The organism is Spirosoma gilvum, from assembly GCF_054776815.1.
In genome coordinates, this window is the sequence record NZ_BAAHBH010000009.1 from 147127 (window position 1) to 159550 (window position 12424).

The 12424-nt window shown below is 48.4% G+C and carries 13 protein-coding genes; 4 read left to right on the forward strand and 9 right to left on the reverse strand.

Features of this window, described 5'->3' with window-relative positions; all coding sequences use genetic code 11:
• Positions 1–4: 4 nt before the first annotated feature.
• Positions 5–745 (reverse strand): copper homeostasis protein CutC, encoded by a 741-nt coding sequence (locus tag ACYVFD_RS22950; protein WP_461092847.1) that lies wholly within the window; start codon positions 743–745, stop codon positions 5–7.
• A 248-nt stretch (positions 746–993) separates the two neighbouring features.
• On the opposite strand from ACYVFD_RS22950, the gene ACYVFD_RS22955 reads away from it, so the two are divergent.
• Positions 994–1215: a DUF2795 domain-containing protein gene (locus tag ACYVFD_RS22955; protein WP_009284883.1), complete on the forward strand. Its 222-nt coding sequence runs from the start codon at positions 994–996 to the stop codon at positions 1213–1215.
• A 155-nt stretch (positions 1216–1370) separates the two neighbouring features.
• On the opposite strand, the gene ACYVFD_RS22960 is transcribed toward ACYVFD_RS22955, so the two are convergent.
• Positions 1371–1829: a sterol desaturase family protein gene (locus ACYVFD_RS22960; protein WP_461092848.1), complete on the reverse strand. Its 459-nt coding sequence runs from the start codon at positions 1827–1829 to the stop codon at positions 1371–1373.
• Positions 1830–2023: 194 nt separating this feature from the next.
• Between ACYVFD_RS22960 and ACYVFD_RS22965 the strand changes: the two genes are divergently transcribed.
• The 3 genes from ACYVFD_RS22965 (at position 2024) to ACYVFD_RS22975 (ending at position 5425) form a co-directional block, all read left to right on the forward strand.
• The gene (locus ACYVFD_RS22965; protein WP_461092849.1) at positions 2024–2692 is read left to right on the forward strand and encodes an AlbA family DNA-binding domain-containing protein; all 669 of its coding nucleotides are present in this window, start codon (positions 2024–2026) and stop codon (positions 2690–2692) included.
• 80 nt (positions 2693–2772) lie between these two features.
• Complete coding sequence (locus tag ACYVFD_RS22970; RefSeq protein WP_461092850.1) at positions 2773–4833, forward strand: OPT family oligopeptide transporter; 2061 nt, start codon at positions 2773–2775, stop codon at positions 4831–4833.
• 25 nt (positions 4834–4858) lie between these two features.
• Entirely contained in the window at positions 4859–5425 is a 567-nt protein-coding gene (locus tag ACYVFD_RS22975; protein ID WP_461092851.1) for a hypothetical protein, read from the forward strand.
• Between the two features lie 48 nt (positions 5426–5473).
• On the opposite strand, the gene ACYVFD_RS22980 is transcribed toward ACYVFD_RS22975, so the two are convergent.
• The 7 genes from ACYVFD_RS22980 to ACYVFD_RS23010 all read right to left on the reverse strand — a co-directional run bounded on the left by ACYVFD_RS22980 (position 5474) and on the right by ACYVFD_RS23010 (position 12368).
• A complete protein-coding gene (locus ACYVFD_RS22980; RefSeq protein ID WP_461092852.1) occupies positions 5474–6538 on the reverse strand; it encodes a DmpA family aminopeptidase in 1065 nt (354 codons plus the stop codon).
• 118 nt (positions 6539–6656) lie between these two features.
• Complete coding sequence (locus ACYVFD_RS22985) at positions 6657–7139, reverse strand: hypothetical protein (protein ID WP_461092853.1); 483 nt, start codon at positions 7137–7139, stop codon at positions 6657–6659.
• 92 nt (positions 7140–7231) lie between these two features.
• Positions 7232–7534 (reverse strand): chaperone modulator CbpM, encoded by a 303-nt coding sequence (locus ACYVFD_RS22990; protein WP_461092854.1) that lies wholly within the window; start codon positions 7532–7534, stop codon positions 7232–7234.
• Positions 7535–7545: 11 nt separating this feature from the next.
• Positions 7546–8466, reverse strand: coding sequence for a DnaJ C-terminal domain-containing protein (locus tag ACYVFD_RS22995; RefSeq protein ID WP_461092855.1), 921 nt, complete (start codon positions 8464–8466; stop codon positions 7546–7548).
• Between the two features lie 104 nt (positions 8467–8570).
• Positions 8571–9668 (reverse strand): sensor histidine kinase, encoded by a 1098-nt coding sequence (locus tag ACYVFD_RS23000; protein ID WP_461092856.1) that lies wholly within the window; start codon positions 9666–9668, stop codon positions 8571–8573.
• Between the two features lie 97 nt (positions 9669–9765).
• Entirely contained in the window at positions 9766–10914 is a 1149-nt protein-coding gene (locus ACYVFD_RS23005; protein ID WP_461092857.1) for an FAD-dependent monooxygenase, read from the reverse strand.
• Between the two features lie 110 nt (positions 10915–11024).
• Positions 11025–12368 carry a sensor histidine kinase gene (locus tag ACYVFD_RS23010; protein WP_461092858.1) on the reverse strand — a complete coding sequence of 448 codons (1344 nt, stop codon included), beginning with the start codon at positions 12366–12368 and terminating at the stop codon, positions 11025–11027.
• Positions 12369–12424: the final 56 nt, after the last annotated feature.

The window sequence follows — 12424 nt, forward strand, 5'->3', positions numbered from 1 at the left end:
ATAACTATGCGGACAAGATGTCCGCGTTACGGATCACTGCCCGAATTTTTTCTTCATTGGCTTCAATATAGTCGTATTCGCCGGGAATAGCTGAGGCCATGGATACGGATGGGTGCCGATAATGCATATGACTGTCTTCTTTCTGACCACCACTAAGGTGTAAGGCATCGACTCCTGCTTCGATCAACAGCTTTGCATTGTTGGCATTAACCCCGGCTCCAGCCATAATTTCGATGCGACCAGCCGCCTGTTGGGTAAGTTGCCGAAGAATAGCTATGCCCTGTTCGGCGGTGGGGTGCTGGCCCGACGTCAGAATGCGTTCTGCTCCGGTCCGGATGACGGCTTCCAACGCTTCAAGTGGGTCGCGGGTCATATCGAAAGCCCGGTGGAATGTTACGGGCAATGGGTTGGCTAATTCAATGAGGTTGCGTGTTTGGTCTTCATCAACGGTGCCATCGGCATTAAGTATTCCCAGAACAATACCGTCGGCGCCTAAGGTCTTAGCCATCTGAATATCTGCCTGCATTACCGACAATTCGTGATTGGAATACAGAAAGTCACCACCCCGTGGCCGAATCATAACGTAGAAGGGAATATGCAGATGTTGACGGGCGAGTTGAATAAGTCCGGCGCTAGGCGTGGTCCCGCCTTCGGGAAGGCCACCGCATAGTTCGATCCGTCCAGCTCCGGCTTGTTGAGCCGTCAGGCAGGAGGTTAGCGAATAGGCACAGATTTCGACGAGCATAATTTTCGATCTTAACGTTTTGGATTTCAGATTGTATGCGAACTTCGTAAGCACTAATTAGGGCCCTGGAGCCTGAAACTTTGACGAGTAAATTTTGAACTTGAAACAAAAGAAATAATTTCGCGTTAATCGCCTAAATCCCAATGGGGCAACGGTAGCGAACATTTTTGCGTAAAATAGCTTGCATATTAACGGTTTTTTTACTTTTGCACCCTTATTAAAAATTAGACATAAAAGACGAACACACTATGTACTGGACTCTCGAACTTGCATCATACCTGGAAGATGCCCCCTGGCCTGCCACTAAAGATGAGTTGATTGACTATTCAATTCGCTCTGGTGCGCCCCTCGAAGTAGTAGAAAATTTACAGGAGCTCGAAGATGACGGTCAGCCTTACGAAAGTATTGAAGAAATCTGGCCAGATTATCCAACGAAAGACGACTTCTTCTTTAATGAAGACGAATACTGAGTTGTTCGAGCGATTCCCAATAAAAAAGGCGTAATCCACTTCATGAGGGTTACGCCTTTTTTGTAACGCGGTGATGCGGCATACCGACATCCTGTCCGCATGGTTAAAATATGGTCAATACAGAGGACAGGATGTCGGTATGCCGCATCACCGCGTTACTTCTTACTCTTCACAGGACGATCATATCTTTTGGGGGCATATAGAAAACCGAAAGCTTCAGCCCCTTCTTTTGTGTGAACTTTATGGTGAATGTAATGCGCCCGCATAATTCGCTGCATATATCGACCGTCGGTATTGATCTTCATTTTTACCCGACGATGGACAATGATGTCATGGAAGACAAAGTAAAAGAAGCCATAGAGCGTAACGCCGGCGCCAATCCAGATTAAAAAACTCCAGGCTTGGAATTCTACACCGACCCCGATCAGACTAATGGCCGTCAGGCTGAACACAACGGCGAATAAATCGTTTCGTTCAAAAAAGCCGGGATGATGATTATGATGGTCGCGATGCCAACTCCACAGGAAACCATGCATCACGTATTTATGTGTAAACCATGCAACGCCTTCCATAAATAGGAACGTCCCTAAAACCAACGCAACGTTTACCAGCATTTTTATGTTATTTATACAAAGTTAATCAGAAAGACATACAGGTTTTTGCGTACGTCTTATCTATTGCTAACGGTTTGCTGAGTCGAAAAGTTGAGACTAATTGGCTCAGTTTTTAACGAAAAATAGAGATATAGGGTTGACTCTTGCAAGTTTAGAGAAAAGCCGTATATTTATCGCAATTCGGTGCTCACCAGATGAACCCATCGGTTATGGACTATCAGGCACTCAAGAACCTGGTCAAACGGGGAGAGGGTAGCAATTTAGAGTTCAAGCTGAAAACAAATCATCCCGAGAAAATCATTCGGGGCGTGGTAGCCTTCGCTAATACAAACGGCGGTATCATGCTGATCGGCGTCGCTGACGACAAGTCGATTCCGGGATTGAAATATGCCGATGAGGACGAATACCTGCTCGTCCGGGCTATCAACAAATTTTGTTTTCCGCGAATTTCCTACACCATCGAGCGTGTACAACTCTACGACGAGCGCGAAGTGCTTGTGATTCGGGTGCCGCGCAGCCCCACACGCCCCCACTACATTATTCCCGATCCGGCTAATCCCGACGACAAAAAGGCCTACGTGCGCGTAGGCGACAAGTCGGTGCAGGCAAGTCGTGAAGTGCGCGAGATTTTGAAAGGGGAGCAGGCCGAACGAAGTATCCGGTTCAGCTATGGCGATAAGGAACGTATGCTCATGCAGCACCTCGGTGAGCACAACAGCATTACGGTCGATTTATTTGCCTCCATTGCTGGCATATCGCGCCGGATTGCCTCCCGAACGCTCGTGCTGCTGGTACTGGCCAATGTGCTTGAGATTCATCCGAGCGACATTGTAGATCGGTATACCACGCGGGTTTTGCAGTAAATCGGGAAATCGCTTCGGTAGGATTGGAGAAAAGCGTACTTTGTGATGCTTACAAGTTACGTATCACAAAGTCAACAACTATGGCCAAAACCGCCACTGCTCATAAACCCTTCGTTCCTGCCAGCCAGTCACCCGCAGAGTTTACTCTTAAAGCCGTTATTACCGGAGCTGTATTTGGTGTATTATTCGGAGCTGCAACGGTTTATTTATCCCTCAAAGCGGGCTTATCGGTATCCGCTTCCATTCCGATTGCCGTACTATCTATTTCGCTCGGCCGCAAATTCCTGAATACCACCATTCTGGAAAACAACATCATCCAGACCACTGGTTCGGCCGGGGAGAGTATTGCCTCGGGAGTAGTTTTTACGATGCCGGGGTTCCTGTTTCTAACCAATGGCAGTGGTGCTGACTTTTTCAACTACTGGACCATTCTAACTCTGGCCATTCTGGGTGGACTCATCGGAACGCTTATGATGATCCCGCTGCGTCGATCGCTGATTGTGCAGGAACACGGAACATTGCCGTATCCCGAAGGGACGGCCTGTGCTTCGGTGTTGATAGCCGGTGAAAAAGGGGGTGACTTTGCCAAAACTGCGTATCAGGGTCTGGGCGTAGCCTTGCTCTATGCGTTTCTGCAAAAGGTACTGCACGTCATTGCCGAAGTGCCCGTTTGGGCCACTAAACAGGCTAATCGTTACTTCCCGTCGGCACAGGTAGCAGGGGAAATCACGCCAGAATACTTAGGCGTAGGTTATATTATCGGCTTTCGTATTTCGGCCGTACTGGTTGGAGGGGGCATTCTGGCGTGGCTTGGTTTGATCCCCTTGCTGGCTTCGGTTGTGCCGGGCGACACCATTGCCTTACAATTGCAAAAACTGGGCTATCTGGCCAATCTACAAACAGCAGGTGGTCCCGGTGGCTGGAACCCGGCCACGCACAGTTTTAATGATACGGCTGTCGCGATCTATCGGGCCTATATCCGGCAAATTGGGGCTGGGGCTGTTACGGCAGGCGGCTTTATGACCCTGATCAAGACTATCCCGACCATCATTTCTTCGTTTCGGCAAAGTTTCAGCCGATCGTCAGTCACGGCCATGGAGCAGGAAGAAAACATGAGTGAAAGCAACCGTACAGTTCGTACGGAGCAGGATCTAAATGTTCGGATTGTGGTGATCGGTAGTATTGCCTTAGCGGCCCTGATGGTCGTACTGCCGCAAATTCCAGGCGACTCGGTGCTTACCAAACTGCTTATTGCGATACTGGTGATTGTCTTTGGTTTTTTCTTCGTGACCGTTGCCAGCCGGATCGTTGGGCTGATTGGGTCAAGTTCGTCGCCTGTGTCGGGAATGACCATTGCCACCATCATGGGTACGTCGCTGGTATTTATTGGCTTTGGCCTGACGGGCAAACTCTATGAGCCTGCGGTATTAGTAGTAGGTAGTATGATTTGCGTGGCGGCTGCCAATGCGGGAGGCACCTCACAGGATTTGAAAACCGGTTATCTAGTGGGCGCAACCCCCAAATATCAGCAGATGGCCCTGTTTATCGGCGTTATTGTTTCGTCTTTGGTGGTTGGGGCAACAGTAAAAATTCTGGATACGCCCACCCCCGACCTAGTGGCGCAAGGAATCACTCATGCGATAGGCTCCGATAAATTTCCGGCTCCGCAGGGCACGTTGATGGCTACGCTGATTAAAGGACTACTTTCGTTCAATCTGGATTGGCAATTCGTACTGGCAGGGGCGTTCATCGCCTTTGTGTTTGAGCTGGTTGGCGTTAGTGCTTTAGCGTTTGCTGTAGGACTTTATCTACCCCTATCTACTACGCTGCCCATATTTGCGGGAGGGGTGGTGAAAGCCATCGTCGACTGGAATGCCAAGCGCAAAGGCATTGTCGAAGAAGATGCTGATTTGGGAAAAGGTAATCTGTTTGCTACCGGATTAGTGGCTGGTGGAGCACTGGCCGGTGTTGTTGTCGCACTGTTGTCGGTGAACGAATCCGTTTATAATGCCCTGACATCAATGACGGTCGAACCGGCGCTGGCGAGTGGCTTAGGTGAAGGAGGATATGAACTATTGGGTGCGTTAGCCTTTTTAAGTCTGGCGGGTATCTTATGGCGTGTTGCTGAGAACAGACATTGATCGTTTCGGCAGTATTTATATGACTATGCTCACTTCACTTTCCTCTTTCTTTTACCGTATTGTGTCCTGGAAAACGCTTTTGCTGGCGGTAGTGCTGTATATCCCGTTTCCGGCCTATATCTTCAAGCATCTCGAAGCGGATATGAACGCTCTGGCCGGTAAGCCACTGGGGCCGATTGATTTGCTGTTTGGCTATAATCCGGCCCGAGTCTTGCAGATGGTAGCCGATTATGGCTCGGAAGCCCGGTCGCTATATGCACGGGGCGAGTTGACGGATGATCTGGCTTACCCGCTTATTTATACGTTTTTGCTTTGTGTTATTCTCTCTCTGGTGTTTCGAAAGCGCAGTTACGCACCGTTTCTGCTGGTCAATATTGTTCCGATCTGGGTTTGGACATTCGATCTGCTGGAGAATATCTCTATTGTGTATTTGCTCAAAAGCTATCCTGAAACATCAACGACGGTGGCGGCTCTTTGTTCCGTATTAACCAATCTGAAATGGGCAGCCTTTGTGGTGACTTTAGGGCTCATTATATACGGGTTAGTTCGAATGGCCGTTGGTGGTCGACAGACGCAGTTGGGGCAACTATAGTTAAAAAAACTTCCCGAAAGCTCTGAGCCTTCGGGAAGTTAGTTAGTATTATTTGGCTTGTCCGGCTTTTCGAAGTAAGTCAACTACTTTGTCGACAGGCAATTGCTCGATCCGATGGCCCTGATCGCCGGTAAGGGTTTGTGCGGCAAACAGCGAATTGATGATGGCTTCTTCCGTAGCTTCGATGGCTGCCAGGAATAGGGGAGAGGCATTGTCGTTGCGAAGCAGTTTTACCTCATCGAATGCACTGGTCGTTTCATGGGGAATGTGATAGGCTGTGGATACGGCAATCACATAGTCGCCACTACCATTTGACGCAATGCCGCCGGTTTGAGCTAACCCCATGAACGCCCGCTTGGCCAATCGTTTTAGGTTGCGGGCATCTAAGGGCGCATCGGTCATCACGACCATCATACAGGAGCCATCGAGGTTTTCTTTGAACGAATATTTCCCCAGTGCTACTCCGATAGGAACACCCGCAATTTGCAATACACCGCCGAAATTCGTTTGTACCAATGCACCCACTGTATAACCACCCAGTGAGGCTGGTAATTTGCGAGAGGCTGTACCAATGCCGCCTTTGAAGCCAAAACAAACCGTACCGGTTCCAGCTCCTACATTACCTTCGTCAACTGGTCCACTTTTGGCCTGCTTGAGCGCATCCAGCACATGTTGTTTGGTAACGTGTCGACCGCGAATGTCATTCAGAAAACCGTCGTTAGTCTCGCCCACCACCGCGTTTACGGAGCGCACCTGTTCATTGCCCGATTGGGATAACGTGTAATCAATCAGCGCATCGGCAGCGGTCGGAACACTGAGTGTATTGGTTAACACAATGGGCGTTTCGAGTGTGCCAAGTTCTTCTACCTGACTGTAGCCTGTTAGTTTACCGAAACCGTTGCCAATGTAGATAGCGGCTGGGCTTTTCTGTTGAAACAGATTACCGTCGTGTGGCAGGATTGCTGTTACACCCGTCCGAACGTTCTGTCCTTGCTTAACCGTAACCTGGCCTACACGCACACCTGGTACATCAGTGATCGCATTGAGCGGTCCTGTTGGCAATATACCTAAACGGATACCATAGTCGCGAGGCCGCTTAGGCGTTTGTGCCATAGAAATTTCGATGGAAATAAGCGATAAGCCAATAAGAAGGAAAGAATGGGTAACGGTTGGCATCTAACAAACAGATGTGATTCTAGTGCCAATTTAAGATAAAAGCAGCCATGTAGAATCAGTATTGGCAATTCGTCTTCATGAGTACATATTCGTAGCTCTGCGATGGATCTTTTAAAATCCATTTCCCTTGTTTTTCGATACGTTCACCTTCCCGCCAGATGATAGAGTCGCCTTTTAGGGTGAAGATTACTTCATAGGTTTGTGTTATGCCTTCGCCCGACCGCTGCCAGTCGGCTGTAATTTGCTGACCCGTTTGTATTCCTTTTATAGAACCACGTGCACGATCTTTCTCAAATGGCAAAATCGCTAACTCACCTGTTACGCTTGACCCATTTCGGACCAATTGTAAGAGCGTTGAATCGCGCCCTACTATCTGCCGGAAGCATAACGTATCAGGCTGATTCGCTGATTGTACGGCCAATGAGTCCGTGGTTTGGGCAGATTCGGTATGACTGGATTTTTGCTGGCAGCCATACTCAATGGCTAGCAGTGGAGCCAGAAAGACAAAAAAGCGTACCAGATAGTCGAGTTGTTTCATTATAGAAAAGAGAATCCTTTTGTTGGGAGAATAGATACACAAAATGGTCAGAGGGAGAAAGATCTGACCATTTTATACCTGGTGATTTATTTTTATCGCTGGCCTGATTCGTAAAAAATCAGTCGGTTACGCACTTGCCTAAGTTCGTACTGAAGGCTTTCCACGCGCTCCAGAAGGTCGTTTACCACATCCAGATCATCAGCATGAATGGCCAGGTCCTGATGTAGCCGGACAAATTTTTCCAGCCGGCCCAGTTGCTCGGGCTGCACATACGTGGTCTGTTCAACGGTTGTTATTTCAATCAGCCCATTATCGGCCAGAGTTTCCACAAACGTGACTTCAACGCGGTGATGGGTGCAGAATTCAAGGACGGAAATCAGGTGCTGGGTTTGCATACGTCAAGATGTTAAAGGGTTGATAACTGGCGGAATAGCTCTTTCTGCTGATCGGTCAGGTTGGTAGGTAGTTTCACCTGCCAGGTAATATACAGATCACCAAAGTTGCCCTCCTGCTTATATACAGGGAAACCTTTGCCTTTCAGCCGAACTTTTGTGCCATTCTGGGTCTCTGGCTTCACCGGTAACTTGACCTTGCCGCCCATTGTATCGACAACTCGCTCTCCGCCCAATAGGGCCGTATACAGGTCGATTTCTTCGTCGATATACAGATCATTGCCCTTACGTTTATAGCGAGGGTCGTCTTCAATGACGAACGTAATATACAAATCGCCGTTGGGGCCACCGTTTACACCCGGTGCGCCATAACCAGCCAGTTTGATCTTCTGACCGTTCTCAATACCGGCGGGTACGGTTATGCGAATGGCTTTACCATTCACTGTCATTGTCTGCTTATGCGTGGTGTACGCTTCCTGCAAATTCAGATGCAGGTCGGCCTGATAATCCTGCCCTTTAAATTGCGAACGACGACCGCCCGTTGCTCCGGCATCCTGGCCGAACAGCGACGAAAAGAAATCGGAGAAGCCAGCGCCACCGAAGCCATCCGAAAAATCGTAATCGCCTGTGGTGCCCTGGGTGTACTGCTGACGGTATTGTTGTTGCTGTTGGCGGGCATCTCCATGCCGGGCTTGTTCGAACTGTTCAGCATGCTGCCAGTCTTTACCATACTGATCGTATTTCTTCCGTTTTTCAGGATCGCTCAGTACTTCGTTGGCTTCATTCAATTGCTGAAACTTTTTATTAGCCTCCGCATCGTTCGGATTTAGGTCGGGATGGTGTTTCCGGGCCAGCTTCCGGTAGGCTTTCTTAATGTCTTCGTCCGACGCCGTTTTCGGGACGCCTAGTACGCTGTAATAATCGATAAAGTCCATGTTGGGTGGGAATAAATAGATTCGTAATCAACTCTATAAACACAAAATTGGGCGGGAAGGTTGGCTTTCGACCACCCAGTTATGGAATTTGAATCGTCTATTCTCTACTTACTATTCTCAATCAGCGGCAGCGTAACCACAAACTGCCCATCTGTTTCCTGAATGACAGGCTTTGGCTGGTTTAGCATCTGGTATTTGGTCAGAATATTGGTTAGACCAATGCCGTTGGAAGCTACACGCACGGTTTTTCGCTGCACGTTATTTCGAACCTGTAAGGACGATTGGCCGTCGGTCAGAATGTCGATGCTGAGTGGTTGGTCGGGAAGGACAATGTTGTGCTTGACGGCATTTTCGACCAGTAATTGAAGCGTTAAGGGAGGAAGGCGGTACGTTTGGTAGCGATCGTCAATAGCCACATTCAGCGTCAAACCTGAACCATGCCGGGTTTTTAACAAATGATAGTACGATTGAATAAAGTCCAATTCGGAGCCTAGTTCGGTCAAGTGCTGGTCGTTGGCGCGGAGCAAGTAGCGGTAAACCGTACTGAGTTCTTCCAGAAAGACCCGTGCCTGTTTAGGATCATCCTCAATGAGGGCGTCCAGAACATTTAGACTATTAAACAGAAAGTGCGGATTTACCTGTTGCTTGAGGGCATCGAGCTGCCTTTGTAAACTGGCTGTGCGTAGTTTTTCCTGCTCCTGTTCGGCCAGTCTTAGCTTTTTCTGGTAGAGCGCTGAATCACGGGCGAAAAACAGGGTTTCGTAAATCGTTTGAAAGAAGATAAAATTGATAGCCGCCTGCACAAAATCGAACCCATACAAATTGAGGGCAATGGTCGCTTTATTGATTGTAATACTAGCCGTATGACCGGTAGAGCGATAGCCCAACAAGGTGCCATGCACGAACCAGTACCGAATGGCACCGGTCACCCAAAGACTTACCGTAGTGGCTACACTTCCCACCAAAAACGTCAGGATAAGCCGTTTCCAAATATCTTTCCGGGAAAAGTACTTCTGGCGGAAATAGAATACGATTGCCCGAATGACGTGCCAGGTAACAGTAATGGAAACAAGGCTAATGAAAATTCGGAGCAGAATTTCACCAGTCAGCGGCTGCTTATGGAAGCCATTACCCGTAACACTGAATGCCAGTATTAGCGTAATACCAACAACACGTAGCCATTTATCATTGATCGTATTCAACGTGGAGCAGTTCGAGCGTTTTCAGTAAAGATAATGTAAGTTTTTTGATGATATAACAAACATTGTTGGCGCTGCTACTGCATCCCATTCGTATCCTTTAAAAGTCTACAGCATACAGCATTTCTAACCGACGCTGATTGAGGCTGGCCGGTAAATGCCGAAACAATCCATTCCGAAGAAAAGCCAGCACGGGGCTACTTGTTTGCGCCAGCTGCCCAATTCGCCAGGACGTATTCGTAATGTAATGCGTTCGATCTAATCGCCTGTAATCAAAAGCAGCAAAGGCGGCTTCCGGCGTTTGATTTCTGGCTAACTCATCGGCCAGAATGACTGCATCTTCAATCGCCTGACAAGCCCCCTGACCCATATTGGGTGTTGTGGCATGAGCAGCATCGCCAAGCAGAACGGCACGTCCGAAAACATAGCTATCCAAGGGCTTCAGGTCGACAATGTCATTCCAGATCAATGATTCGGTAGGCGTTTGGGCAATTAATTCGGGAATAGGAGCGTGGTAACGGGCGAAACGATTAGCCAGTTTCTGGCTCGTCATTTCCCGCATCTCGTCCGATCGGGCGGGAGCATTTACGCAGGCGAACCAATATACCTGATCGTTGGCCAAAGGGACTACCCCAACACGCCCCTGAGTTCCCCAGGTTTCGGTTGCTTCCTGAAGTTTATTGCCTGGTACGTTTATAACTGCCCGCCAGCAGGTGTAGCCCGCATAGCGTGGTAAAAAACCCGGTTTCAACTGCTGGCGAATTGGCGAACGAATGCCATCGGCTACTAATAGATAATCGGTTTTATGGCTGGTGCCATCGTCGAAATAGATTGTTATTCCGTCTGGTTGATGATTGATGTGTACAGTTCGTTTGCCCAAGTGAATGCTGTCGGCTGGGAGTTGTGCTAAGAGAACTTTGTGTAGATCCGCCCGATGAATCGTAAAATTGTTGATGCCGTAGCGTTGGCTAATAATTCGGCTGTCGGTACGGGTAATTGCTGCTCCCTGTTCATCCAAAATTGTAAAGGCATCAAGCTGGCGACCTGCCCGGATAACGTCATTGGCAATTCCCAGGCGCTGAAATGCTTTAATGGCATTGGCCGCCAGGGCTAGTCCGGCACCTACGGGTTGGATAGTGGGAGCGGCTTCGAAAACAGTGGTGGGGATATTTTGTCGGTTAAGCGCAATAGCGGTGGTTAGACCTGCAATGCCCCCACCGACAATGGTAAAAGAGGGGTTTCTTTTCATACGTTTAATTGTTACTCTTTAGCTGTAATCAAATCGCTAATTTGTGGCATATCAACGATTTGTCAAATATTCATAAATGTAACTGGTGTAAAAACGAGGAATTTTACAATTTATACTTGGCACTCCTTCTCAATGAGGGGGAGTGTGACAACAAATAGACCCTTGTCTTCCTGAATGGTTGGAATGGGTTGATTTAATATCTGGTATTTTGACCATATATTAGCCAATCCTACTCCGTTGGAGGCTACACGTACGGTTTTTCGCTGCACATTATTCCGGACCTGAAGCTGATTTTGATCATTGGTCGAAATGGCAATGGTGAGCGGACAGTCGGTCAAAATCACATTATGCTTGACGGCATTTTCGACCAGCAACTGCAATGTAAGTGGTGGAAGTTGAAGAGCCAATAACGACGGCGCAACTGCCCATTCTACCCGGAGTGCATGACCATGTCGAGTCTGTAATAAATGGCAATATGAGCGGATAAACGCCAGTTCAGATGCTAAAGGGATCAAAATCTGATCGTTGGCCCGTAGCATATACCGATACACTGAACTGAGCTCATCCAGAAAAATATTGGCCTGCTGTGTATTATCGTCAATCAGGGCACTAAGTGAGTTGAGGCTATTAAACAGGAAATGCGGGTTGATCTGCGCCTGTAAAGCCCGGATATGTACCTCTGTTTTTTCCTGTTCCAGACGCTGCATCACCAGTTCTGCTTCCAGTTGATCGCGGTGGTGTTTTTCGCGCTCGTGCATCAGCTCCTGTTCGATCACTGCATTTCGGACGGCGGCCCGGCGTTGGCGGTAGCTAAGCCCCAACGAGAAACAAACTAGCTCAGCAATAATACCAATCTGCATATACGTCAGCGATACCATCCAGAACGGCCCGGCCCAGTCTTCATTCGGCCGGATCATCGACAGAAACATTGATGTGAGCCCGCCAACCAGTAAAAAAACAGTTCCGATGGCGTACAGTCGTGATACCGGGTCACACAACGATAGCATCTGCTGAATTCCATAAACACCCAGAATAGCCATCGCCAAACGCATGGCTATAAACGTAACTTCGTAGAGTGTCGGATTCCACAACGATGGACCGTAACAGAGCAAAAGATGAATGCCAATATAAACGACAATCCCGATTTTAATTCGTTGAAGCTGGCGGTAAAAGCTGGGTAGCCGATGACGCAGATCGAGAATGGAGTCGATAAAGTCAAAGTAAATGTAGTAGGCACCCATCGGGGCAACAGCCCGAACGAAATAATTGGTTTCCACCGAGAACCAATCGCGGAAGGCATACACACGCAGGCCAAAGTAAAAAAGCCAGGCCAGCATGTATAACGTATATAGACCATAGTTCCGATCCCGATACGTAGTCCACTGGACTATGTTCATCAACATGATCGATAACACCATGCCTATAAAAACCGCGCCCCAAATCTGGAAGGTCATAATGGAAAATGTCGTTCGTAGTCAGTAGGCTTCGCTGTCATTGATCGTCATTGGGT